Annotated in this window: 25 protein-coding genes and 1 pseudogene; 12 read left to right on the plus strand and 14 right to left on the minus strand. The window is 67.3% G+C overall.

The window, feature by feature from the left end; translation table 11 throughout:
- Window positions 1–36: 36 nt before the first annotated feature.
- From BLV94_RS03685 to BLV94_RS03705, 4 genes are all read right to left on the minus strand, one after another.
- On the minus strand, window positions 37–381 hold the full coding sequence (locus BLV94_RS03685; protein ID WP_083395457.1) for a CD225/dispanin family protein: 345 nt from the start codon (window positions 379–381) through the stop codon (window positions 37–39).
- 137 nt (window positions 382–518) lie between these two features.
- Window positions 519–890 carry a WHG domain-containing protein gene (locus tag BLV94_RS03690; protein ID WP_072950670.1) on the minus strand — a complete coding sequence of 124 codons (372 nt, stop codon included), beginning with the start codon at window positions 888–890 and terminating at the stop codon, window positions 519–521.
- A 1,028-nt stretch (window positions 891–1,918) separates the two neighbouring features.
- A complete protein-coding gene (locus tag BLV94_RS03700; RefSeq protein ID WP_072950698.1) occupies window positions 1,919–3,115 on the minus strand; it encodes a DUF7373 family lipoprotein in 1,197 nt (398 codons plus the stop codon).
- Window positions 3,116–3,321: 206 nt separating this feature from the next.
- A complete protein-coding gene (locus BLV94_RS03705) occupies window positions 3,322–3,660 on the minus strand; it encodes a CD225/dispanin family protein (protein WP_072950676.1) in 339 nt (112 codons plus the stop codon).
- A 256-nt stretch (window positions 3,661–3,916) separates the two neighbouring features.
- Between BLV94_RS03705 and BLV94_RS03710 the strand changes: the two genes are divergently transcribed.
- The 4 genes from BLV94_RS03710 (at window position 3,917) to BLV94_RS03725 (ending at window position 8,501) form a co-directional block, all read left to right on the plus strand.
- Window positions 3,917–5,143 (plus strand): DUF7373 family lipoprotein, encoded by a 1,227-nt coding sequence (locus BLV94_RS03710; RefSeq protein WP_244163472.1) that lies wholly within the window; start codon window positions 3,917–3,919, stop codon window positions 5,141–5,143.
- Between the two features lie 162 nt (window positions 5,144–5,305).
- Window positions 5,306–5,752: a hypothetical protein gene (locus BLV94_RS03715; protein ID WP_143051326.1), complete on the plus strand. Its 447-nt coding sequence runs from the start codon at window positions 5,306–5,308 to the stop codon at window positions 5,750–5,752.
- A 707-nt stretch (window positions 5,753–6,459) separates the two neighbouring features.
- Complete coding sequence (locus tag BLV94_RS03720) at window positions 6,460–8,136, plus strand: ribbon-helix-helix protein, CopG family (RefSeq protein WP_072950682.1); 1,677 nt, start codon at window positions 6,460–6,462, stop codon at window positions 8,134–8,136.
- Between the two features lie 47 nt (window positions 8,137–8,183).
- On the plus strand, window positions 8,184–8,501 hold the full coding sequence (locus BLV94_RS03725; protein ID WP_072950685.1) for a hypothetical protein: 318 nt from the start codon (window positions 8,184–8,186) through the stop codon (window positions 8,499–8,501).
- A gap of 1,011 nt (window positions 8,502–9,512) precedes the next feature.
- On the opposite strand, the gene BLV94_RS03730 is transcribed toward BLV94_RS03725, so the two are convergent.
- Both BLV94_RS03730 and BLV94_RS03735 read right to left on the minus strand, forming a co-directional pair.
- Window positions 9,513–9,809: a hypothetical protein gene (locus tag BLV94_RS03730; protein WP_072950687.1), complete on the minus strand. Its 297-nt coding sequence runs from the start codon at window positions 9,807–9,809 to the stop codon at window positions 9,513–9,515.
- Between the two features lie 221 nt (window positions 9,810–10,030).
- Window positions 10,031–11,905 (minus strand): RNB domain-containing ribonuclease, encoded by a 1,875-nt coding sequence (locus BLV94_RS03735; protein ID WP_072950689.1) that lies wholly within the window; start codon window positions 11,903–11,905, stop codon window positions 10,031–10,033.
- A gap of 1,164 nt (window positions 11,906–13,069) precedes the next feature.
- Here BLV94_RS03735 and BLV94_RS49280 point away from each other — a divergent pair.
- A complete protein-coding gene (locus tag BLV94_RS49280; protein ID WP_072950691.1) occupies window positions 13,070–13,300 on the plus strand; it encodes a hypothetical protein in 231 nt (76 codons plus the stop codon).
- Here the strand turns inward: BLV94_RS49280 and BLV94_RS52305 are convergent.
- Genes BLV94_RS52305 through BLV94_RS51450 form a run of 3 tightly spaced genes read right to left on the minus strand, consistent with a single transcriptional unit; the run spans window position 13,213 to window position 15,412 of the window.
- A complete protein-coding gene (locus tag BLV94_RS52305) occupies window positions 13,213–13,773 on the minus strand; it encodes a DUF3109 family protein (RefSeq protein WP_482822425.1) in 561 nt (186 codons plus the stop codon). The two genes, BLV94_RS49280 and BLV94_RS52305, sit on opposite strands and share 88 nt — an antisense overlap.
- Before the next feature lie 38 nt (window positions 13,774–13,811).
- Window positions 13,812–15,278 (minus strand): plasmid pRiA4b ORF-3 family protein, encoded by a 1,467-nt coding sequence (locus tag BLV94_RS51445; protein ID WP_279635324.1) that lies wholly within the window; start codon window positions 15,276–15,278, stop codon window positions 13,812–13,814.
- An 8-nt stretch (window positions 15,279–15,286) separates the two neighbouring features.
- Complete coding sequence (locus BLV94_RS51450; protein WP_255315077.1) at window positions 15,287–15,412, minus strand: hypothetical protein; 126 nt, start codon at window positions 15,410–15,412, stop codon at window positions 15,287–15,289.
- Between the two features lie 255 nt (window positions 15,413–15,667).
- Here BLV94_RS51450 and BLV94_RS03750 point away from each other — a divergent pair, with 255 nt between their 5' ends.
- Window positions 15,668–16,375, plus strand: coding sequence for a hypothetical protein (locus BLV94_RS03750; protein ID WP_072951739.1), 708 nt, complete (start codon window positions 15,668–15,670; stop codon window positions 16,373–16,375).
- A 785-nt stretch (window positions 16,376–17,160) separates the two neighbouring features.
- Here the strand turns inward: BLV94_RS03750 and BLV94_RS49885 are convergent.
- Window positions 17,161–17,652, minus strand: coding sequence for a hypothetical protein (locus BLV94_RS49885; RefSeq protein WP_074933572.1), 492 nt, complete (start codon window positions 17,650–17,652; stop codon window positions 17,161–17,163).
- 193 nt (window positions 17,653–17,845) lie between these two features.
- Window positions 17,846–18,079: a hypothetical protein gene (locus BLV94_RS03765; protein ID WP_072951853.1), complete on the minus strand. Its 234-nt coding sequence runs from the start codon at window positions 18,077–18,079 to the stop codon at window positions 17,846–17,848.
- Window positions 18,080–18,726: 647 nt separating this feature from the next.
- Between BLV94_RS03765 and BLV94_RS51455 the strand changes: the two genes are divergently transcribed.
- The 3 genes from BLV94_RS51455 (at window position 18,727) to BLV94_RS03775 (ending at window position 19,898) form a co-directional block, all read left to right on the plus strand.
- Window positions 18,727–18,849 (plus strand): hypothetical protein, encoded by a 123-nt coding sequence (locus tag BLV94_RS51455; protein ID WP_279635325.1) that lies wholly within the window; start codon window positions 18,727–18,729, stop codon window positions 18,847–18,849.
- Between the two features lie 43 nt (window positions 18,850–18,892).
- On the plus strand, window positions 18,893–19,222 hold the full coding sequence (locus BLV94_RS03770; protein WP_074933575.1) for a hypothetical protein: 330 nt from the start codon (window positions 18,893–18,895) through the stop codon (window positions 19,220–19,222).
- 316 nt (window positions 19,223–19,538) lie between these two features.
- On the plus strand, window positions 19,539–19,898 hold the full coding sequence (locus BLV94_RS03775; RefSeq protein WP_072950941.1) for a WhiB family transcriptional regulator: 360 nt from the start codon (window positions 19,539–19,541) through the stop codon (window positions 19,896–19,898).
- A gap of 314 nt (window positions 19,899–20,212) precedes the next feature.
- On the opposite strand, the gene BLV94_RS03780 is transcribed toward BLV94_RS03775, so the two are convergent.
- Window positions 20,213–20,464: a hypothetical protein gene (locus BLV94_RS03780; protein ID WP_072950917.1), complete on the minus strand. Its 252-nt coding sequence runs from the start codon at window positions 20,462–20,464 to the stop codon at window positions 20,213–20,215.
- 136 nt (window positions 20,465–20,600) lie between these two features.
- On the opposite strand from BLV94_RS03780, the gene BLV94_RS03785 reads away from it, so the two are divergent.
- Window positions 20,601–20,945 carry a histone-like nucleoid-structuring protein Lsr2 gene (locus tag BLV94_RS03785; RefSeq protein ID WP_072950919.1) on the plus strand — a complete coding sequence of 115 codons (345 nt, stop codon included), beginning with the start codon at window positions 20,601–20,603 and terminating at the stop codon, window positions 20,943–20,945.
- Between the two features lie 163 nt (window positions 20,946–21,108).
- Here BLV94_RS03785 and BLV94_RS03790 read toward each other — a convergent pair.
- Window positions 21,109–21,608 (minus strand): annotated as a pseudogene (locus BLV94_RS03790) (N-formylglutamate amidohydrolase).
- Window positions 21,609–22,049: 441 nt separating this feature from the next.
- On the opposite strand from BLV94_RS03790, the gene BLV94_RS49290 reads away from it, so the two are divergent.
- A complete protein-coding gene (locus BLV94_RS49290) occupies window positions 22,050–22,205 on the plus strand; it encodes a hypothetical protein (protein WP_167372110.1) in 156 nt (51 codons plus the stop codon).
- Window positions 22,206–22,534: 329 nt separating this feature from the next.
- Here BLV94_RS49290 and BLV94_RS03795 read toward each other — a convergent pair whose 3' ends face one another.
- The gene (locus BLV94_RS03795) at window positions 22,535–23,611 is read right to left on the minus strand and encodes a PDDEXK nuclease domain-containing protein (RefSeq protein WP_072950921.1); all 1,077 of its coding nucleotides are present in this window, start codon (window positions 23,609–23,611) and stop codon (window positions 22,535–22,537) included.
- Window positions 23,612–24,012: 401 nt separating this feature from the next.
- Here BLV94_RS03795 and BLV94_RS50370 point away from each other — a divergent pair, with 401 nt between their 5' ends.
- Entirely contained in the window at window positions 24,013–24,345 is a 333-nt protein-coding gene (locus BLV94_RS50370; RefSeq protein ID WP_072950924.1) for a hypothetical protein, read from the plus strand.

The raw sequence follows: 24,345 nt of genomic DNA on the forward strand, positions 1-24,345 counted from the left end.
ACAGCGCAGTCCCCGGTGGCGTTCTGGGACGCATGCTCAGTAGCTGGAGTAGTCGCCAGCGCCGGCAACCATCGCGATCATCAGGATGTAGAACGCGATCAGCATCGCGTTGAGGATGACGAAGATCCACAGGGCGGTCTTGCCGAGGCGCTTCGTTCGGTCGGAAGCGTGCTCGGCGCCGGTGTAGTCGCCGGTCGCCCACAGCGGATAGACCCGTGCGGAGTGGTTGAACGCGGCGAACGCCAACGGCCAGAAGAAGATGATGGTGGCGGCGGCCCAGCCGGCGTTCGATTTCGGCAGTGCGGGCTGGGCTGCACCGTAGGTCGGCATGGTCTGGGCGGGGAACGACGGGCCGGACAGGGGAGACGAGGCCGGGTACATCGCGGGGATCTCCTTCACACGGTGCGGGCAACGGGTTCGTGCTGTTATCAGTGAGATGGTGCGGAGCGCGGAAAAGTTCCCGTGTCGTGTGCGGCGAGTTCGTCGAGGTTCTGGACGGCCGTGATCGTGTCGCGTGCCTACCCCTGCGAGTACCTGCCATCGCCGAGCGTGTGGATGATCTCGTCGAACGCGGCTTCCGCTTCGGGATCGCCGTCGAAGTAGTCCTCCCAGAACCCCGCACGGGCGAACGCCGGGTAGGTCAGGGCGAAGGTATTGCACGGCCTGGCGCGGATGATCCACGCATCCGGAATGGAGTTGTCGATCATCGTGACCAGGTCGGCGGGCCAGACCGACGTCCGGCCGGACTTATCGATGATTCGGAAGGTGAAGGTGCAGTCGGGTTTTGTCAGAATCTCGAGGACATGGGTGCCGCCCGCACGCAGGCTCGGTAGGCGATTCCCTGCGTGCGGGAGGAATTCTTGTGCGTTCGGTTTCAGGGTGACTTCCATCTGGACTTGGCTCCTTTTCGTCGTGTGCGCGGCGGTGCGGCCGGTCTTTGTCAACCGGTCCCTCGGAGTGCGTTGCGGTGCGCCGATATCTTCGTCAGCGTTATCCACCTGGCGGTGATGTCGAGCTGTGGAACTGCACGACACGTGAGGGTGAATCCGTCCGGGCCGGGCTCGATTGCGAGGTCGACACTCATCGTGCTCGCCCACCCGGTGATGGACAGGCTGCTGATCTCGGAGAGAGCAAGCACGATCTGCACGGTGTTGCACCCACGCTGGGAGTATTTGCGTGGCGGGTGGCGGGGTAATCGGCGAGATCGCACCGGATCAGTGCCGAGGTGGCGTGTCGATCCAAGCGAATCTCGTGAAGGTCTGCACCGGAAAGCGACGGGCGCTGAGCACCGTAGATCTCCCGGATCCCGGTGGTGTTCAGCACCAGGTCGACCCAATCCTTGTGATCATCAGAACTGTTGCAGGTCAACACATTGTCCGCCGTATGGGACTCTCATGGTGAGTCTCGAGACGACGAGGTCCGTCCGAGATCAATACCCCGTGGGGTGCAGAGCGATCGCGGTCACCACCAGTTCCAGGAACTGATCCCGGCGCAGTGGTGGTGGGCGCCCAGTCGTGTCGATCAGGATGATTCCGGGGGGAGAGGTCGAGGATGAGCACACCATCGGTGGACAGGTCCACGAGGCGGCCGCGCACTGTCGTAACACCATCGGCGTGTGTCGCCAACACCGGTGTCCCCGGCGCCGTCCTCTCGATGGTGTGCCAGGCAACGGCGTCGGCAACGTCGACCTCGACGTGGACACACGCGCCCTCCGGCGCGTTCACTCCGCGCCAGATGCCCATGAGTTCGCCCCCGTGAGGGGTCATCACGGTGACGGGGTCACTATCGGTCGCGGCAGCCCGCAAGGTCACGTTCATCGTCCGTGAGATGCCACCAACGGCGAGAATGTTCCCACAGCGCCGGCCGGAAATGACTGTGCCCACCCGCTGAGACGGGTGGGCACAATGGGCGAGCGTCGTTACTTCGCGCCGTCGAGGATCAGATACTGTGCGGAAATACGCTGATCAACATCGGTTTTGGTTCCCGACGTCGATTGGCCCACGTACCGGCCTCCTGCGACCCAGCACGCATCGCTGGTGCCGTTTGTGGTGCACTGCGCGTTGGGTAGGCCCGCCGGCGACGGAGCTTTCGTCCACCCTTCCTGGTCGAGGTTCGCGGTGACGAGGCCGTCGAGGAGTTTCTGCGCGGACTCCGGCGACTCGGAGCGATAGACATACGAGTCGTAGACGGCGACACGGTCGGTGTTGGTGTCATCGAGGACCTTGTAGAGGCGCGATGCGTCGGCGAACTGATCGTTGGCGAGCTGCGAGATTCCCCGCGGACCGTAGACGGCCATCTCCTGGGTGGCCAGAGCCCCGTCGGGTCGTCCGACGGTGTAGATCAGCACATCATCCTGGTCCATCTTGATGTCCTTGATCTGATCGACCGGGGTGGCAGGGAACTGATCGATCAGCGGCTCCTGCAGCTCGAGGGCCTTCGCGATCGTCCGTGCGGTCGAATCCTTCTCCGTGCCCGGCACCCGCGCCGACGAGTACAGCAAGTAGTTGCCGTGGGCGGTGAAACCCTTCACGGTCACAACCGGTTTCTTCGTGGTGAAGTCGGCCGATTCCCGGCTCGAGACGAACGAGTTCGGCAGGATGTCGATCTTCTCCGCCGTCTGGGCGCCGACCCCGCCGTTGTCCGTGGTCACCAGACTGGTGTGGATTCGCTCTGCCGCCGAAGCTGCCGCTGCATCGTCGGTGAGGCGCAGGACGATCTGCGAAAACTCACGCTCGCCACTGGGCGTCTTCGCGGAGGTCATGTACCCGGCGACGAGCGATTCGCCCACGATCGCGGCCCCGGGTTCGGAGAAGCTGTCCTTGAGCACCTTGGGATCGGTCACCGGCTTCGAGGAGCCGAACGACTCGGTTATTTCGGGGTCGACCTCGAACGGCAGCGTGGTGAACTCGGCCATCCGCTGACTTTCGATCGCGACGGTTTTGTCCGGGTCGGCAGTCCCGTACGGGGGCTGCGGCGTCGTCGGGAAGTCCCCGGTGTTCAACGCGGCGCGATCCACACCCGCGGTCGGTGCGGTGTCGCCGCCGACCGCAGCCTCCGAGCTGCCGCATCCTGCCAGCAGTACCCCGGCCGCGACTGCCCCTGCAGCCACGCGCATGAATTTGATCATCCTCACCTGTGCATGTCCTTCCCGCGATCATCACCGTGATGGCAACGGTGCGTCGCCGGTGAATGTGTCGTCCCCGGTTGGATGCGGGCGCCACACGGAAAGTTCCATGATGTGACGTGCCTCACCCGAGCGGGAGGGCTGACCTGCGTCCGCATCGTTGTGTGGCCGTGGATGGTCCGCACCGGTAGCGGCGCTCACCAGGCCTTCGTGCCCGCGGACGTCATCACCGAGGTCGTGGCCACGAACCACAGCACAGACACTGCAACGACGGCCCCGAAAAGGAGCGCGAGCTGCCCGAGTATGCGTGCCCGCTCGGAGGAACGTTCCGCGGCAGCGACATCGCCGACGATCCAGTGGGGCAGGACCTTCGACGAATGACTGAACGCCGAGAAGGCGAGTGGCCAGAAGAAGATCAGGGCCGTGACCGCCCAGCCGATGTTCGACGGAGGCCCCACCCGCGAGGGGGTGGTGGGCGGAGAAAGGTCCTGGTGCATCGACATCGAGGGATCCGGAACATTCGTGGGCGGGTTCATCGGAGGGTCTCCTTGATGGCGGTGAGCGTGGACGGTAGTGAGAGGGCCGCCGAATAGGGAAAGTTCCCAACGAGGTTCGCTCCGGCCGTCGGGCGACCTCGAGGTTGCCCGCACACGATGCGCCTGTGGTCTAGATCACAAAAGGGTGGGGAACCTTTCGCCTCCCGCCGGCATCCGACTACACAAGAGTCCTCCACGTGGCCGCAATCAGCCGTGCCCGATCAGTGCGAAGGACCAGCATGGAAGGAACACCACGTTGAGGACCACGAAGCTGATACCGTTGGCCGCCGCTCTGACGGCGGGCCTGCTGCTCGCCGGCTGCAGCGCCGACGGCGAACCGACCGGTGCATCCGGCGGCGACGCACCCACGACCGCGAACGTCGACAAGGCGGCCCTGGACACCGGTGACTACCCGACCACCCCGGCGCCTCCCTACGGCTACGCCGACCCCACCTCGGCCGGATCCATCGAAGGACAACGCCTCTCCGAGTTCACCACCCTGCCCTACGAGATCGACGCCGACCTGACCGAAGTGAAGATGCCGACCGGGCCGCTGAAAGACGGCGGCGCCGTGTCCATGCTGATCAGCGGCAACGTCAGCCAGGTTGCCCTGGACAACGGGATGATGACCGGGTTCTCCACCGTCGCATCCACTCCCGGGAGGGACAACTCCCGCTCCGTCCTGCACGCGGTCCTGCGTTTCGGCGACAACGCCGCGGCAACCGCGGCGGCCGAGGGGATCTACCAGGGCTTGCTCACCGAGGACAGCGGCATGGGTCTGCCTGTCCCGGAGAACATCGACGTCCTGCCGAACACCAAGGTCACCGTCCACGACATCCCGGACCTCAAGAAGGTCGATGTCAACGCGCTGACCGTGCACGGCGACTACATCATCTACACCTGGGCCTCGGCACCGACCGATCAGAAGGACTGGACCGCGAAGTCCGTCGCGAAGGCCCTGCAGTTGCAGGAACCGCTCCTCGACAAGTTCCCAGCCACCCCGAAGGACAAAACGAAAGAACTCAAGATCGACCAGAACGACCTGCTGATCTACGCGGTCCCCAACAAAGAGGGTGACGCGAGGCAGACCTCGCAGATGGCCGTCTACGGGCCCCGCGGCATGGCGCACCGATCGACCAACCCGCAGTTGACCTACGAGGTGCTCACCGGCGCCGGCGTCGAGCACGCCGCCTCCTACAACACGAGCGTCTACCGGGCCGCCTCGGCGGACGATGCGATCACGGTGCTCGACGCCTTCGTCGACGACCTGACCGCGGCCGGCTTCGCCGCCGCACCGGCGCCCGCAGGACTGCCGGACGCCAAGTGCCTGGCCAAGGACACCACCTCGGGTGAGGAGAACTACTGCTACGTGGTCAACGGCCGCTACATGGGCGAAGCGGGTGGACTCGACAAGAAGGACGTCGACCAGCAGATCGCGGCGCAGTACCTGATCCTCGAGCAGGCCGACCAAGACGCAGAATAAATCGACCGCACGCCAAGGTGCCCACCCGCCCTGTGGCGGGTGGGCACCGCTGTATCTGCCGGCCCGTGGCCCCCAAGTCAGTCCGGGGAACGGGAACATTTCCGCCACACCGCGACTCCAACGTAGTAGAGGCGACCACGCCACCACGAACTGGAGATGACGATGACGAACCCCGAAAACTCAACCGGCCAATACCGTTCCGAGCGCGATCTGGACGGTGACGGCATCGTCGATACGACCGAGATCGACCTCGACGGCGACGGACGTGTCGACTCGATCGAGCACGACCTCAACGGTGACGGACTCACCGACGTCCAGGAGAACAGAGCGCCGGGTTCGGAGACCTTCGACAACGTCGCCTTCGACGCGAACAACGACGGCATCGCAGAGCTCGTGCAAACCGACGCGAACGAAAATGGGGTCTTCGACATGGTGTCGGTCGACGCGGACAACGACCTCTCCTTCGAGGCGATGCTCTACGACACCGACGGAAATGACCAGGTCGACGCTGCCGTCTTCGATACCGACGGCGACCACTCGCACGACCTACGGATCGAGGACCACAACGGCGACGGGCTCCCCGACGTCATCATGAACGACCTGATCTGATCTGACCATGCATTCAGGCATCCGACGTTGCGCGAGGTCAATCGTTCCACGTCGAAAGCCCGACTTCGCTGGTGCGCAACGTATTGCGTGCGAGACCGGGACTGCACAATCTAGGTGAGGGGAAGCGGGTGTGAGTGCGCACGACCCTGCGGACGGCGAGGTGTCGTCGGAACGATCTGAGGCCACGACATCACTCGAACACCCGGCCGGCGACGACTCGGCAGAACTGCGGTCTCAGATGCGACGGCTGTCAGCGATCGCCGAGATCGGCTCGTCCGGGTTGTCTCTGTGACATCGCCCTTTGCTCGCACCGCCCCGAGACCAGATCGCCGAGGTTGACGAATCCCCGGCGGTCCCCGTCGGACGGTCGACAGGTTACGAACACGTCGACACCATCGTCCACAGCCACTCGCGCACCGCTTGCGGACTTTTCTTCTCGCGGGCCGCGGGATGGGCACTCACGCAGGCGCAGTACACTCCTTACTGTTCCACAGAACATCCCCCCAATTTTGTTCTGTAGAACGTCCCCCTGTGTCCAGCGTCGCCCCCCGACGCGGACGCCAGCGCCCCAGCACCACCCCCCGGTGCTGGGGTGCACTACGTTCGGACCGCCCGACTCGCCGTCACTCAGGCAGACTGCGGCGGTGGGGCGGTGTTCCCGGGGTCGAGTGCAGAACCGGCAGGCGTTGCCGTCGAGGTGGAAGGTGATGAGCGAGACGAGCATGGGCCGCGTACCGGTGGGGGATCCGATCCCGCTCCGGTTCGATCCGACGACCAAACAACGCCTCGAGCAGTACGCCGCCGGCATCGGGCCCCGACGTTTCGGGGCGCTGGTGCGGGTGGCCGCCCGCCGGCTTCTCGCCGACCCTGACCGGGTGCCGGCGGCCCTGACCGCAGCCCGGTGGGCGTCCGCCGACGCCCGCCGCCTCCCGTGGGCGGAGCGACCTCTGAACCTAGACCCCGCCACCCGCACACGCCTGGATGAACTCGCCCGCGAGTTGCACACCGACCGCAGCGCGATCGTCCGCGTCGCGCTGCACCGCTTCCTCACCGCGGCGGGACGATTCCGCCACCCGGTGCTCCGCGAAGACGCCCGCACCGACCTGACGACTCGCACCTACGTGTACCTCAACCGCTCCACCCTCGACCGACTCGAGCGGCTCATCAGCCGCCACGGCGACGCCCCCACCGCCGCAGCCATCCGGGTCGCGGTGCGTCGTCTCCTCGACGACCCGGGCGATCTCGCCACCGACCTGACCACGATCGGCGCCGCCCGCGACCTGAAACCGGAGACCCTCGGCCCGCGCTCGAACGTGAACTTCGACGACGATTTGCGCGACCAACTCGACACGCTCGCCGAACGGCTCGACTCGAACCGCGCCGAACTCATGCGCCTGGCCGCCCGCCAACTCCTCGCGAACCCGCGGGACCTCGATCAGGCGGTGACCGACGAGATCTACCGCGGGGACGCCAACCGGGCCAAGCTCCTCGCCCGCAACACCCGCCGTCGGCAGGCCGCGGCCGCCGATCAACTCGCTCAGATGCCTCTTCGGGCGCCGAGTCCGCAGGGGAACCCATTCGGGAAACGGCACGTCTTCCGGTTCGACGAGGACACCAAACGCCGGCTGGAGGAGCTGGCGGACGAGTACGGTCCCCGCCGGGTCTCCGCGCTGCTGCGGGTGGGAATTCGCCGACTCATCGGGTCCCCTTGCGCCGAGGCCGATCTCGCGCAGGCCCGCCGGGTCGCCGACCAGGCGCGGGCGCTGCCGCACGACCCGGTCACCCTGAGGCTGGACTCGCCCACAGGGGCCCGCTTCGGCGCCCTCGCCGCCAACCATGAGGCGACGCCGCGGGACCTGGTCGCGGTCGCGGTGCACCGCTTCCTCACCGCCCCCGGCCACTACAAGGCGGCGCTGATCGACGAGGCCGGCGCATCCCGGCTCGACGAGAAGATCAAGGTCTCGCTCCGCCCCACCGCCCTGCGCGACATCGACCGACTCGCCGGCCGCCACGGCACCCGGTTGAGCTCGGCGTTGGTGCGCGTCGCGGTGCGCCGGCTCCTCGACGACCCCGGCGACCTCGCGGGCGACCTCGTCACCGTTGCGCCGGCGCACGACCTGCGTCCCGCACCGCGTACGGCCCGGGTCGACGTCGCCCTCGACGACGAACTCCTCGTCCACCTCGACGCCCTCGCCGACCGGCTCGGCTCGGACCGTCAGGAACTGGTGTATCTCGCGGCCAAACGGATCCTCCGCTTCCATCACAACATCGAAAACCGGATACTCGACGAGATGTTCCGCGCCCCGACCAGCCGGAAACACCTGCTGGCCAAACACGCCCGCCGCGAGAAAACTCGACGGACGGACCGCGGTAGCGACACCTGAACTGCGAGAATAGATCGTGGGTCGGGCCCGCACCACCGGAGGACCCCATGTCACGGTTTCTGCTCCTCACCCTCGCCGCGGCGGCCACAGCGGCTGCGGCGGTGTCCCTGACCGCAGCGCCCGCACACGCCGCGCCATCCGTCCCGAGTGGATGCGTATGGCAGAGTTTCGTCATCGGCGGGCTGTCGACGTGTGCACCGAGTTCGGTGAATTCCCATCAGGTGGAGGTGGTGTGCCATCTGCTCGGAGGGTTCCCCTATATGGACTTTTCCGTGTGGGGGCTGGCCGTGCCCACCTCCCAGCCATCGATCGCGCTGTGCCCGCCGTTTCACGTCGGACTCGGCGGCACTGTGCACACCCGATAACCCCGGTGTGCCTCTTGCCCTGCAGAAACAACCGGACTTCACAGCGGTGCGGTGATCGGCGCGGCAGCGCCGGCCTGTTGCTCTTTGCGATCTGCGGGTAAACCCGCCATCAGTCGGCCTGTCCCCTATGGGGCCCACTCATTGGGTAGCTGTACCGATCCGCCTCCGGCGGTCGATACACAGCGCAGGAGGTGTGCTTCCATTCAACTGAGCCCGTTCCGACCAAGGAGTTTCCCGTGACCGCGTGCAATACGTAGTTGTCGGGGCCAACTTCACCGTGCGGAGGACGCCATGGACGACCTGAGTGTTTGGGGCATTCCCGAGTGGGCGCAGCCCGCCTTCTATGCGATCGCCAACGGTCTGGCACAGATCGCGTACTGGTGGTTCAGCGTCACGTGAGGGCTTTACTGGTAACCCTGCATACTCGGTTGGTGCGCATGCGATCTATTCGGGTGACGGCTGTCAGGGGCGAGTTTCATCTGCCAGCTGGCGCCTTGGGCGCAGGGCGTTTTGGGTGCGCTCGGACACCACCTGGAACGGTGCCAGCTCGTCCATATCCGTGTCATTCATGATCGATTCCACCCCCGTGGTCGCGAGGTATCGGACGCCTACACGGTTCACGTACGGGTACCAGCACGGACCGGTACTTCGATACAGCACACCCTCCGGAACGTCCCTCCAACTGCTCCAGGTGCCGTGATGCGCGTTCGTCATTCCCGTCTCTCTCATCTGTGGTCCTTGGCGGCCTTTTTTGTCCCACGGTTGCGCCGATTCAACGGCGCGGTGTCGATGTCATGCGAAAGTCCGGGCGGGCGGACATGAGATGTGGTTCCTGCGGGTCGCGCGTGATATTCCGGTAACGACCCGCCGGGGCCAATCGAATGGGTGTGGTTCGCGCCGAGGCGGATTCGCGGGCGAGGTGAAGAGATCGACGATGGCGAGTTCACCGCGTTCGGCATCGGCGATCGCCAGGGTGACATCGGTGTTCCGTAGAACGAATCTGAGACATTTTCAGCATGCTTGCTTGTCGTAACCGTCCGGTGAACCGGTGCCGTCCCACGCGATAGCGGCGGCAATAGCGCGCAACCGTGCGGTGTGCATCGAACGAGGGTGACCGTTCTCGTCGTGACCGTGACCGAAGTAGCACCAACCGTGGTCGTAGATGACGTGTCCGCGCCGCCCCAGCACTACACGCCAGTCGTACGCCATACGCATTACGTCGACGCAATGCTCATCGTTCAAGTCTTTGACGTGGAATCCACCGTCGATCGGTGTCATCCCGTCGATAATGTCGTTCACGGTGTTCATGCTAAGCGCGGGACAATGCCGACGCGAACAGGACGAGTGGGTGATTAGTTCGGAATCTACACTGGCCACATCGATTGGATCTGAGCTGATGGGGGACGTCTCGTGTCCGCGGCCCGGGCCGCGGACAGGATTGCTATCGAGGCTAGCGCTGCTCGCAACGTTATGTGGGGATCTGGGTGCGATCGGGGCGCAGGCGCACCTCCGACGAACACCTGTTGACTTCAGCGCTGTGTCAAGAGTGCTTCGATGAGCGCGGTTGCTGATGCGGTTTTTGCGGCGGTTTTCGTGGTTGCGTCGGCGGTGGCGGTGTGGCCGGCGAGGTGCACGGTGGCGGTGAATCGGGGCGCGTGCGCGGGCCCGTCGGTGCGGAACTCCCACTCGGGTGGGGCCTGATGGTTGTTCTGGGCGAGGCTCATCAACCAGGCGATGGGGTTGGACAGCGCCTTGGATTTCTTCGCCCCGTCCAGGTTGAACACGGCCGGACCGGTCGTATCGCGCGGCGGCGGTGAGATCGCCGGACCGGGATCCGCGGACGCGGGCGGGGTAGCAGGCTGCGGGTTCTGAGGTGCTGCAGGCCATTCCGGTTCGGTGTCGGGGTGGTCGGTTCCGGTCAGCTGCGCGCGCAGCCCGGCCCAGAGGGCTGCCTGCTCGGCCGGCTTCTTCGCCGCCGCGATGGCCCAGGGTCCGCGGATGCCGAGGTGGGTGGCGCGGGCGGCGAACAGCGGGTGGTGGTCGGCGCCGCCGCGCCGGGTCTCGAGGTCGGTGGGGGGTTGGTCGGGGTGGGTTTGCCGCCACACCGACACCACACTCGGGCCGATCTCCGGATGAGTATCGGCGAGGGTGTCGAGGACGCGGAGTTGGATCGGGCGCCAGGTGGGGTCGGCGGCGTCGATCAGGACTGCGACGTCCGGGGCGGTGAGCAGGTCGGCGTCGGCGCGGCGGGCGAGTTCGGCGGCGATCTCGGCGCGAAGCGGTGCGGTGGCGGCGGTTTTGAGGACCTTGTGGAAGGTGCGGGCATCGAGGGCGGTGAGGTCGCGGGCCGCCTCTTGGGTGACGTGGCGGTGGTCGGCGTGTTTGAAGTGGTTCTTCTTCGCCTCCCGAGCCTGGCGGGTGCGCCGGTTCAGGTCGGCGCCGAGGGCAGCCAACTGATCCGGGGTGTAGGGGGTGGGGGTGTGGTCGAGGTGGGCGAGGATGATCCGCTGGTTGATCAGGTCGGCCACCCGCCGCAGCGGGGAGGTGACATGGGCATAGGCGCTCAGACGAAGACCGGAATGTCCGTGGACCGTCGGATCGTACGTCGCGGCCCGCAGCGTCGACAGCAGCCGTCCGCGGAGTTTCGCGAACAGGTCCGGGTCCCCGGCCGCGGCGGCGATCTCGGTCATCAGCTCGTCGGCGGGGCCGGCGACCGGGTTGGGTCGGTGGTTGCGAAACAGGATCGGTAATCCCTGCTCCACACACCAGAGGGCGACGGCTTCGTTGGTGGCGATCATCAGTTCTTGGACGATGACGTAGGCGACGGTCCGCAGTTCGGCGGCGATCGCGACGATGGCCCCGTCCTCATTGGCCGCCCAGCCGCGGGTGAGGTCGTAGAACGCCAGCGCCCCGCCGTCGCGGCGGGCGCCGAGCAAGACGTGCGCGGCCGCATCCGCCGCAGCCAACTGGGCACGGAGTGGATGGGCCGGGTCGGTCAGGATGCCGGGCACCTGCGCGTGATCAACGGCCACACACCGACCCGACGGAATCTCTCCACGCCCGACGGTGACACCGTGCAGTCGGCCGTCGGGGGTGAGGGTGCCGGTGACCTGAAGGCTGGTCCGCGCGGCTTCGGTGGTCAGGGTGGCGGCCTGTTCGGCGGTGTCGCCGAGCATCGGGACGGTGCGGCCCGGCAGGTATCGGGTCTCGGCCCGCAGGAACGCCTGCTCGTCGGCGACCGACCCCAGGCCGACGACGTCGGCGACACCGGCGATATGAACTTCGACCGCCCAGCCGTGGCCGCCGGTGAGCGGGGTGACGGCGAAGGCGTCGTCGCGGTCCCGCGCAGTCGCGGAGTCGATCATCAGCAGTGTCGACAGGTCGGTGGTGGTCGGTGATGCCATGGTCGCTTGCCCCCTTGCTTCACTACAGGTCTTCGACGATAACCGGCTCCGGACCCTGCGGGTCGCCGACACACGACGCCCTGGCCAACCCCCCAGGCAGGTGGCGTTTCTCGTGCGAGGTCCCAGGGACTGGTGTGCGGTCAGCACTGCGGGGGTGTCACTACCCCGGCCGACGATGTGGACGGCCTTGGCGGTGATTCTCGCGGGGCAGCACCAGTGGTCGCGATGAGGACGCCGAGCCCGTCATCTGGCCGGACGCGATGGTGCTCCGCAATTCAGGTTTCCCGGCCTCGCCACGGACGGCGGTGGCCGCGGTGGGCGACGTGCTGGCTGGCGTTGGGTGGTCTCGTGGGGTGTCCTGCTCGACGTTGACGTCTCCGAGGCCCGGACATGATCGTCTGAGGCCGGTCCGCGAACGGTCACACCGCCAGCCCGCACGGGGCCTGTGTTTACGTGGAGTGGCCCACCCGGTGCGTCGGCACAAAGCCGGGGCCGAAGGGGGATGCGGTCCCCATCAGGGGGCGTTCCGGGGTGCACTGGAACTACACCTACGGCTCTGTACCCACCGAAAGCGACCAGCCGGTGGACGTGTATGCCACGGGCAGCCGGGATGACGTGCGGCGGGCGGCGGGGTGTGCTCGCCGACGACGAGTGGGACATCCTGTTCGAGGGCACCCGCACCGCACGCCAGGCGCAGCGCGCTATGGGCTCGGCGGTGAGCGTGGCCGGAGGAGCGCTGCGCGAAACAGTTTCTCGGCAATGGGTGCACCTGGGCAGCACGGGCAGCCGCTGCACCCGGACGGTGGCCGGAGCACCCTCGACCTGTGTCGGGCACCGAGGATCGGTGCGGCAACGGCGAGACGGGATCCGGTTTCATAGTGGTGTCCGCCGGTAACTGGCCGCCAACGACCCGTTGCCGAGTGGTGGGGTCGCGGCGGCGTGCAGCCACGCCCACGGTGGTCGGGGTGTGTGGACATCGCGCAGTGTCGGTGACGACCTCTACGCTCACGGTGCGCGATGGCAGGTGGTAGCGACGAAGGCCGCGGACACTGTGTCCCCGGTCGCCGTGGACGGCCGCCCCGGTGCCGGATCAGTTGAGGACGGGAGATCGACATTCATTCACACAGCCAGGACTTTTATCTTGCGGAGACGACTCGTGCCACAGTGAAGGCTCGCACGCTGAACCGTGTGCAGTGGGCGTTCATTGCCGCCGCCGGTGCCTGTGCGGTGCTCTATCTCGTGTTTGACGCGTGGTGGTGGTTTCTGGCGATGGTCTTCGCGGCGGTGTCGGTTGTCGTGGCGATTTTTCACCTCTGGGTGGTGCGAAAGGGGTTGAAGGCGTCCCGCGCGTTTCGTGCCGTCGGTTCGATGGACTCGCAACACCGGGAGGGCTGAAGTCGGCCTTGTCGGATGTGGTGAAGGAGATCGGGCAGGGATGAGGTGATGGTGGCGTGTGCTATCCACATCCTCCCCGGAGCGGGGTCGCCGGGTGTGCCAGGTCTTCGACCGCCGGGCGGCTGCAGGTGAATCGGATCCGGCCGAGAATGCGTGTGCATTCCCGGCCCGGCCCGGCGTGTGCAGAGCTTCGCGAGTTCGCCGTACGCGGCCTTGCCCGGCAATTCGGTGAGCTCGGATGCAAACGACTGCCAGACGGCCTTGGTCCCCACGTATGCGTCCGGGGAGCCGGAGCAGTACCTGTCCGGGTCGGCGCCCCCCTTCGCCCCAGCCGCGGCGGTCGCGCTCGGTGATGGTGGTCCTGAGGACCTGTTCGCCGTCGGGCGTTCGACCCATTCCTGGGTGCGGCGGATCGGAAGCTGCCAGCACACATCGGGACGTCCCGGGTCGGCACCCCGCTGGTTCCCCACCATGAGGAGATGCGGACGTACGGCGCGGCGAGGGGGATCGGTCAGCTCGCGTCGCTGGGGTCGGGGCCGGTCACGGCGAGGGCGGTGGCGGCAACGGCGGGATCCGTGCCGGTGATCGTGCCGCGTGTCTTCCCGGAGAGAAGTTCGAGGACGTCGAGCGTGGGGCTGGCGACGGCAGCGGTTCCGAGGGTCGGACTGCCCTTCGTGCGCCAGCCGAGGCCGAGCAGCAGGTTGCGGATCTCGCGGGTCCATTCCTCGGCCGGGATGCCGCTGGCGACGACGGCGAGTGCCAGCCAGCCCGCCTGGCGGTCGAACTCGGTCCTGCTCACCGGCAGTCGGGACAGGATGTGTTGCCACAGCGCCAGTGGCTGGTTACCGCTCCGGCGGGCGAGCGCGGTCGGCGCCAGCCGGCCCTTGCGCACACTCACCAGGCCGAGCGCTCGCGCGCTGTCGCGGAGTTGCGCGACCGGCCACGTGAGGTCTTCGCGGTTCGCCTTGCCGATCCACCAATCGGTGACGCCGGTCCGCTCGGCGAGCTGCTCGACCAGTGCCGGTGGAAGGTAGCCGGCGCTGGTCAGCCGCACCCCGTCACCGATCAGGTCAAGCAGTGTGACGTACGGCTCGATCAGGCGTGCGGCGTCGGCCTCGGTCACCTCGACCGCGGTGTGTGACGCCGACCGTTCCAGCAGCTGCGTGAGTGCCCGGTTGCCGCCCCGCTCCAGTTGCTCGACCATCGCGGCCAGTTCCCCGGCCACCCGGAGCGGCGCGGCCACCGTCGCCGCGAGGGCGGTGGCCTCGTCGACGTCGAACAGGTCGGGGTGCCAGTCGAGCGGTAGCCAGTCGCGGGCGTGGCCGGCGTCCTCGAACGGGGGCGGGACGGACGACGGGTCGCATCCGCCGCGCACCCACGCCGCCAGCTCCGTGTAACCCCAGATCCCACCGCAATCCTCGGGCGGGCAGGCCATCCGACCGCCGGTGCAGCGCACCTCGGCGGGCGGCTCGTCGAGGACCGCTTCCACCGCGAGCACGTGGTCCCAGCCGTCACCGAAGTCGTATTGGTACCAGAGGCGGTCACCGGTGCCGGTCAGCACCTGATCGAGCCGGACGCCGTTTTCGAGCACGCCGTCCTCGCCCTCCTCGACGTCGAACGGTGTGACGAAGTACGGCGACCGGGGATCACCACCCGTGCGGAACCGGTGCAGGTGGCCGTCGAACCACCCCATCGCCGCCTGGATCACCATGTGTAGCCGGTCGAGGGTGAGGTCGCCGGGCAGCTCGAGCCGCCGCCACACCGGCGGTTTGGCGCCGACCAGGTCGAGCCGGACCCGAAAGCCGCGGATGCGGGTCGGGGCATCACCGACCATGGGCTCGGGGGTTCGCAGCGCATTCTCGATCAACGCCATCGAACGATCCGCCCCGATCGCGCCCAAGAACGCCTGTTGCTGCTGCGGGGACAACTCGGCCATGAGCTGCTCGGCGAGCCGTCGTACGTCGTCTGAGGTCGGCACGAGATCAGTCAACCATCGACGAGAACCGGCATGCCCCGCCGCTCCACGAACCAGCGCCCGCCGCCGCGATACTCGGTGTGCAGGCTCGTCCTGTCCCGATCGGCACCGCGCAGATCCAGGACTCGAGCAGGCACGTCTTCCGCACCCTGCGGTGAGGAATCTGAAGTGGCAGGTCGGGCTTCGTTGAACCTGCTGCGGGGCCGGACTTCGCCAGTGGATGTTGCTTGATTTCGCGTGAGTATCCGTGGTGGAGGATTCCCACGGCGAGACGGGTGACCAGTCGGTGGCGCCGATATGCTGGATGCCGCCGAACGGTATCCACGGACCTTCACCTGGCCCGACATGTGCGGACGCGGGAGCTCCCGATCGGTGGAGCAGAATGGGGTGCCATGGACGATGCGGAGTTGGTCGAGCAGGTGCGGCGGCGTTGGGAGCAGGGTGTCCCGCCGAAGGTGATCGCGCGTGCGCTGGGTGTGCGGCCGTCGGTGGTGGCGCCGGTGGTGCGACGAATCGCCGCGGAGGCCGACGTGTCCCGAGGCTTGGGGCGGGTGCTGGGGTGCTGGGTCAATTGTGGCTGGAGTGTCGGGCTGGGCCTCGACGGGCATCCGGAGTGGGCGGAACTGGATGCTCCCGCCGGTGAGGCCGAAGGCTTCGCGCAGGTGCTGGTGGCACGAGAGGGACGGCGTGGTCGGGCGACGCTGCGAGGGTACCTGGCCGACGTGCACTGCCTGGGGGTGAAGAACGCCCGTGATCCCGAAACCATGGACGCGGGCAGGATCCCCACCGCCATCCGCACCTACTATGCGGCGTTCGACCGTCCGGCGGTGGAGATTCCGATCGAACTCGGCCGCGAACTGATCCTCGGGGCGGCGGCGTATGCGCGCGGACTCGGGTTCGAGCCCGCCGGCGCCTTCGATGAGGATGCCGCCGCGTTTCTGGGTGAGTGGGACGGGCCGGGTCGGATCGAGTTCGGTAGGGACGGTCAGCCGTTCTACCTCAACGGGCCCTACGACAATCCGGCTGCCGTCATTGCGACCCTCGAGCGATCCGTGGGGGCAGGGAACTTCCACGTCTCGGTGGCCGTGGGACCGATGTGACCGCCACGAACACACCCGATACCGAGGGGAACGCCCGACTCCACGGGCCGTGAGCCGAGCCTCAGCCCACGCCGGCACGACAACGGCAACCGCCACGACCAACCGGACATCACAGGCGGGCCGGCATCGGTGTTCGGTCGGATCATGGTGGACAAGCGGGTCGATGTTCGTTGTCGGCTGCACCGCGGGCGGTGTCCCCTACGGTTGTTTCGAGGACGAGCCGGACGGCGACGCATTCGGCGCTGTCGCCGCGGATCCGTTCGGCTGGCCTGGCACGCGGCCCCGGCCGGACGGCCGGATCCGGCCCGGCCCGGTCGACTCGACCCCGGTCCTCCATGTGTGCTATCGACGCCGGCACCCACTTTTCGAGTGTGGCGGTGCCGAACGTGCATGCCGAGAACGGATTCGGTTGTGGTGGCGTGTCTCTCGGACCTGCCTCCAGATCCAAACCGGTCGCGGATGGCTACTACGGGGCAGTCGGCCCACCGCGTTTCGAGCTGATCGTCAACGCACTGGCCGAGCATGCCGATCTGCCAGAGGCAACGCGGAATCTCGGAACGGTGGCGGATTCGCCACGTCACCGCCAACCGTTCTAAAGATGTGCGCGGTCGGCTATCGGTGTCCGGCGCGCTGTCTGCGTTTGCGGGCGGTGTCCGGGCGGCGCCGCGGCCCGCTTGTCATCCTCGGGGATAGCACGAACGTGGTTGTCGGTGACGGTGGAGCTGCTCGGCGGATGTCATCGGCGGCGAGGACGTTCATCTCGTCGAACAGGATTGGTGCACCTGTCATCGACGAGCACCGGACCCGAAGGTGGTGGGGAAGGGGCTGGGTCCGAGCGTGAGGGTGACCGAGGTGGGGTGGAGTCCGACTTGCGGCCAGCTGGTGGTGATGGTCAGTGACCTGGTGGTCGGGTAGGTGCCGATCCAGTACTGCGGTGTGGTTCGATACGGCCCGGATCCGTCCTGCCCGGAATCGGGTGTCGGGTGGAACGGGTCGGCGAACCCGGCGAGGTCGTCGGCGCCGAGGTGCACGGCCAGGTAGGACCATTGCGCCGACCAGTCACCGGGGTCGGTCAGGGGCCGGGTTTCGTAGCGCGCGAAGTCGGCGCGGACACCGGTGACGCACAGTGTGAACCGCAGCCCCAGCCCGGACGCGAACGCGGTCGCCGCCGACAACTCGAGGGCGAGATCCTTTTCCGCCGCGATCGGCATGCCCGCGTGCACGACGATCCCTCCGGTGGTGGGCGGCGCGAGGGCCGGCCAACGATGGCGGCGCATGCTTCATCGTCGCATCACCCGGCCCCGCGGTGCCTGTGAATTTCCTGAGAGTCCCACTCCCAGAAAGTAATTTGAGGCCACAACCTGAAGGCCGGTAACGGAAGATCGGGGTGCATATCCACCACAAGCGTGCTGCCGCCCGGCGAGCGTATCTGTCCGCTCCCCGGGTAGCGGGTGGGGCATGCCGGCCGGATCAGAGGGCGGCGGTGACCAGACCGGCGACGCCGGCGACCGCGACGAGCGCGAAAAGGGCCAGCGGAAACAATCCGAGGGCGGTGCCCGCCAGGGTCGTCAGCAAGGCCAGGCCGATGATCACGGCGATACCCGATTCCCAGGACTCGAGCAGCGCCATATCGGTCGGCGCAGCCTCGTCGCGGCCAGTGGCGGGCTGGGTGGTGCGCAAATGCGGGCCGGGGATGGCGGTCACGGGGTGCGGATCCTTTCTGGGCGTTGCTGGTTCGTGCGGGTCCCGGTATCGGGTGCAGAAAATTTAGCACTCTCTATGGTGGAGTGCTAATGCATTGTTGCCGTCGGCATGTCGCGGTGAACGCCGTGGTCGACTGCAGACGGTGGGAGGCACCTCGGGTCAACCGCGGACAACGGACCCTCCCCCCGGGGGGCGGGCGGTCCAACCGTCGGCGGACCGGTTGCACGCAGCCGCTGCAGTCCTGCGCGTCCGGAGGTGCGTGCATCGGTAGTTGCACCGACGGTGCGGCGGAGTGCGCTGGGCGTGCAGTCTCATATCGGCCGGCGTCGCCGACGACGGCACTGATCGGCGGTGGCGAACCGCGGGCCGGCGAGCGGTGACGGATCCGTGGCTTCTGCCCTCGTCGGGGGGCTTTCGTGAGAGTTCACGGGGACGGGCCCGGTGCGGGGGGACGTGTCATCGGACCAGGTGGGCGTAGTGCGCCACTCGTGCGCGACGCGCTGAGTCTTCGCCCTTCATTGAGCCGGGACACTCGGGCTGCGAGGGGGTCGAGGAGCGGATCGCTACCCAACCCTAAAGAAGCTAAAAAAGCTAAAAGGGACGTCCTGACCTTCCTGCGGCGTGCCGACCGACATTCCCTGGGTGCGGTGCCCCTCGACGAGGTGGCGCAGGCCATCCGGGAGCCGATCGAGGGCACCGAGCGCTCGATCGCCGAGGCCGACTGCCGCACCGCGGCGGAGGCCACGAACGGGTTATCCGGTTCTGATTAAGCTTGTCGGATAACACATTTGGCGGCAGAACCGGACCGCGGCGGTGGTCTCCACCGGCGATGTCACCGTGGGTGTCGCCGCGGCCCGCCGCCGGATCGGATCGTTGGTCCTCGAGCCGAGCCTCGCGGGGATCTCCGACGTCGACCGGAGTTTCCTGGTCGCGATGTCGCAGGACGACGGCCCGAGCCGGATCGGCCAGATCGCCGTCCGACTCGGCGTGGACGGAACCTATGCCAGCCAGTACCGGTTGCGGCTGATCGACGCCGAACTGGTCGCGTCGGTCGGTCACGGGATGCTCGACTTCACCATGCCGTACCTGCGCGAGTACTTGCGCGAGCACGCCGCCGCGCTGGGGCTGCCGAGGCATTCCTGAACTCTGAGGTCGCGCCGCCGGCGGATCCATCGGTTGCCGTGTGAAATGAACAACGCACGAATGCCACCGAACGTGCAGGTGAACCGCCCTGGTCGGAATCCTGGGGCGGGCCGGGATGTTGGACATGCGACCGAGTGGCGCCGGGGCCGCACGCTCCGGTATACCTCTGCAAACAGGGTGACCGGTTTCCTATATCGACACGGCGTAACCGGTACCCCGTGGCCACATGAAGGCCTGACGCCCGTTCTCCCTGGCCCGGCGATCCATTCCCGGGCTCGGAGCAACGACGGGCCCGGAAACGGAAAGGGAATCGGCAGTGTCACCCGCAGGAACCGCACCGCTACCGGCGTACCAGACCCCGACTGCCGGGGTGGGGTGGCAGGAGCGGGCCGCGTGCCGCGGACTCGACTCGTCGGTGTTCTTCTCCCCGGACACCGAACGCGGCCAGGCCCGGGCCCGGCGCGAAATGCGGGCCCAGCAGATCTGCCATAACTGCCCGGTGCTCGCCGCGTGCCGTGACCATGCCCTGGCGACGGGTGAACCGTACGGAACCTGGGGCGGGATGACCGAAACCGAGCGCAGGCGACATGCCCGCCGCCGCGGCGAACGCCGATCGCTGCCACCGCGGCGACCGGAATCCGGCGATGCCGAACGCGAGTGGGCATCCGCCCGGTAGCGGACGCGGCACCGATCCTCGGACGCACCCAGGGTCGCCCGCGCCGGCGGCCTCCCCCGTGCCCTGCTGGAGGCACCCACCATCTGCGTAGGGTGTTGGATCGGCCCCCGGAAGCACATCACCGGAGGCGGTGGTGGTCGGCTTCCACGCGGCTGGATGGGGCGGCCTTGCCGTCGCACCCGTTTGTTGCCATGCGTCCTCGAGCCGCGCCGTAGCCGTCGTCGTCGATCATGTTCGGCAGGCCGGCACCACCCCCACGCAGGGCGGTTCGGCACCCCATCTCGGTCCTCACCCGTGGTGAGGTCGGTGTTCGTCTACTGCGTGGGGTTGCTGCGACCACGCAGTCGGTCCCGGTAGTCGTGCAGCCGGACCACCGCCGAGTGCTCGGGGTCGACGAACAACAGACTCTCGTCCCGCAGGATCCGGGCGGCGACACGATCGCACCGATAGGCGAACGCTGCGATGTGTTCGGACGCGGTGACGTCCTCCGCCAGCCGCAGGGGAAGGCGCGCGATGCGGTAGCCGAGTCTGATCGCGTTCAGCGGTAGCGACCTCATCGTCGTCATTGCACGATGCTAGGCCGGTGCGCACGCCCGGTGGTTCGGCGGATCCCGCTGTCGGCCGCTGAGCTCGGCGGGGTTATCTGGTACTTCCAGTACTGTCATCAGATCCGGACCGACGAAGAACGCGAGGAGTGGATCTGTGGCACGCAAGGTCGTGGTGGAGCTGGTCGACGACATCGACGGCACCGTGTTCGGTGACGACGGCGAGAGCATCCACTATGCCGTCGACGGCGTCGAGTACGTGATCGACCTGAAGGACGAGCACGCCAGGGAGCTCCGCGAGACGTTCGAGTACTACATCGCCCACTCCACCCGGGTCGGCGGCCGCAAACACCGCGCGGACCGGTCGGCTGCCCCTGCTGCGCGGCGGTCGTCGGACGAGACGAAGAAGATCCGGGCCTGGGCGCGCGAGCAGGGCTACGAACTGTCTTCCCGTGGCCGTATCCCCGCCGAGATCGAGCAGGCCTTCCGCGACGCCCACTGACCACGGGTGACCCGTACTCAGGGTCGTTCACCGTCGGCGAACACACCGGCTGCGGAATGCCCGCGCAGGGGTCCGCCGTGGAACAGGCCGATGGTGGCGCGCAAACCCCGGGTGCCGCACCGGAACTGTCGCCGCGAGCGACCACGTGCTGCACGTCGTGAGGTCACGCAGTGGTGACGATCCGAATCTCGGGATCGGTACCGCCCGTGCGCATCCGGTAGTGCGGACAGCCGACTACTTGGTGGGGCACGCGGATCGCCTGCCGGTCGGTATCGAGGTAGAGCCGGTACGCCAGTTGCCCGTCCCGGTGCTCGCCGGTGTGCGGGTCGACGGCGCGAGGAAATACCCCTGCCCAGCGTCGACATCGGCGAAGATCGCCCGCGCCCACTCGTTCGGTTCGGCGGTGGACAGATGCCGCGGCAGGCCGGTGGCGGTGTCGATGCTGTGTACGAGCACGGTGACCACGAACCCCGAGACCGCCGGCGCCCACGGTGCGGCCGGGACCTCGAACACCGTCAGCGAGGTGTGGATCCGCAGTGCGATGTTGGTGCCGGTCCGGGCCGGGGTGGTGATGATGTGCGGGTGCGCCGAGGGCACCAGTGTGGTCAGTAGCGGGAGCGCTGGAGGTTGCTCGGCGGGGAGGTCGCCGGAGGGAGCGGACACCAGCAAAGGCTACGGGTTCACCCGGTTCACGGCCCGCGCGGTCACCGGCACGGCGGCAACATCCGGTGCTGGTGGACGCGAATGCCCACAATCGGTGTGTGCTCTGCGCTGATTCTCGGGCCGGGCGGGGGCCCGCGGCGGGGATCGGGGCTGGGTGCTGATTGTCGCCGAGACCACCGATTCGTCGGCGCTCCGCGATCGAGAGGTCCTCGGCTTGCTGTGCGCCCGTCACCCCGAACCGGGCTGCAACCGAGAACCGACAGATGTTCGAACACACGTTCGAAGTGCGTGTTAGGCTCTCCCTTGCGGGGCGGGTGGAGGCCGAGGGTCTCGGGAAGCATCCGCCCCGCGCCAACTCGAGTGCCGAGGTGAGACCGATGGACAGTGTGATGCGCAAGGCCGATGAACTCGATCGTCTGGTGGGCGAGCTGGTGAGCCTGGATGAGCAGCGCGTGGGTATCGGTACCAAGCTCGTCGAGCTCGAGCACTATTTTCCGCAAGGCCGGCTACCCCGAGTTGTCGCGGCGTGCGCTCGATGCCTTCATGACGCGGTACCTGGGACGCGTCCTCGAGCTCGCCGACGGGATGCGCGAATAAGTGTGGACCCCAAACGCGTTGGCCTGACCGCGGAACCGTAGCCGCGCGAAGTTCGTGTCGGTCGTGGTGTGTAGTCTTTGCGCGGTTCCGGGGATCCTCCCCCCAATTCGATTCTCGGAACCCCTGCCCCGGCGTCACCCCCCGACGTCGGGGCACCTTAATGCCCGGACCTTGGGGTTTGACGCCACACCGGCGACGACCGCGGCTCGTGCAGCCCGGCCCGGGCCGGTGCCCCCGCCGCCACGGGCGATCCGGACGCTCCGACGCCGACGTCGGGTGCGGGCCCGATCCCCGTCAGCGGATCCCCTGTCGGACACGCATGTCCCGCATCACCCGCCGGATCCACTGCGTGACGTTTGTTTCCGATGGGGTTGTGTCGGCTGCGGGGTGTGGTCGTCGAACTCGAGGGCGACCGCGCGCGTGAGGGCGTCCTCGGCAGGGAGCGCGGCCTGCTCGGCGGGCGAGAGATCGTAGCGGGAGACGGCGATCGGCTGGGTGGTGCCGGCCAGTGCGTACCGGACGACGGACTCGTTCTTGTCCGCCACCAGCAGCATCCCGACCGTGGGCTGGTGCTGCGGCCTGCGCAGCCGGTCCTCGACGAGGGCGACATAGAAACCGAGCTGGCCGGCATCGCGCGGGTCGAACTTCGTGGTCTTGAGTTCGATGACCACGTACCGCAGTTGCTCGACGTGAAAGAAGAGCAAATCGACAAAAAATTCATCGCCCTCGACATCGAAGTGGACCTGGCGGCCCACAAATGCGAACCCGGGGCCCAGCTCGCGAAGGGTATCGATGATGCGCTCGACGAGCCGATCCTCGAGCTGCCGCTCGGCGGCATCGCCGTCGATGGCGAGGAACTCGAGCGTGAACGGATCCTTGGTGATCTGCTGAGCGAGCTCGGAATCGGTGCGCTCGAGAGCGTGCGGGAAGTTGGACGGGGCCGCACCCTCACGCAGGTGCAGTCGGGTCTTGATCTGGTGTGCCAGCACGGGACGACTCCAGCCGTGTGCGATGTCCTTGGCGCTGTACCAGTCACGCAACTCGGCATCGTCGAGCTTCTCGAGCAACTCGATGACATGACCCCAGGGCAATTGGCCAACGGGTCGTTGACCGATTGCCTCCTGGTCCGGCCACGCCTCGGCGAACCTCCGCATGTACTTCAGGTTGGCCGGCGAGAAACCCTTCGCATTGGGGAACTCTGTGCGCAGATCCGCGGAGAGCCGGGACAGGACCTTACTGCCCCACGGTGCCGTCTTCTGCCGCTCGATGATCGTCGCCCCGATCTGCCAGTAGAGCCTGAGCAGTTCGGTGTTCACCCGGCGCTGGGCGATGTAGCGCGCCTCGTGCACGAGCCGCTTGATGCTCTCGAGCGTGGCGGAGTAGTCGGTAGGGACAGGGGAGGACATTCCTCGAGGCTAATGGAAACCGCTGACCCCTCTCGTATCGCGGGGATGCGACCCAGCGGGACGAATCTGGGCCACTGACCAGGTCCATCTGAGGATCGATGAGCGGTCGCGATGGCGAGCCGATCGAGGACAGTCTGGTTACCCGTGTCGGTGATACCGATGGCGGTTGACACGCTCGCGTGGACGCCAGCGATCGTCGACCCATTCGACGTCGCGCGTTCGGGAGATAGGGGGGAACCGGCGACCCGACCGGAGCCCAGGTCGCAGAGTTCAACGCGCAAATGTGCGTGCAGTACTGCGCGTAATACAGCGTGTTACCTTGCGCGTATCGACTAGTCTGGGTCCAGCGGCCGCCGGCAACACGGACGGCGGCCACAGGGGTGCGGGCAAAAGGAGTGGGTATGGCGCAGGCCGGAAAGCGGGGAGGCCACTCGTCGCGGACGAGCGAGGGAGGTCGAACGTCGAAGCCGCGCAAAAATACCCGAAACTCGGGCGGCGGTCCCGTCGCCGCGGCGCCCACCGAGAGGTTGACCTCGAAGCTCGAGTCCCGCAGGGGTCCGGTGAAGGTGCAGCTGAACACCTGGGTGCTGGCGTCGACGGAGGCCCGGTTGAAGTGGCTGGTGAAGGACCGAGGGTTCACGGTGACCAGCGTCGTGGACGTGGCCCTGCAGGAGTTGCTCGACCGCTACGACGTACCACCGGCCGACCCTGATGGTCGGATCGGGGAACGGTAG

This window comes from Rhodococcus koreensis, from assembly GCF_900105905.1.
GTDB classification, from domain to species: domain Bacteria; phylum Actinomycetota; class Actinomycetes; order Mycobacteriales; family Mycobacteriaceae; genus Rhodococcus_F; species Rhodococcus_F koreensis.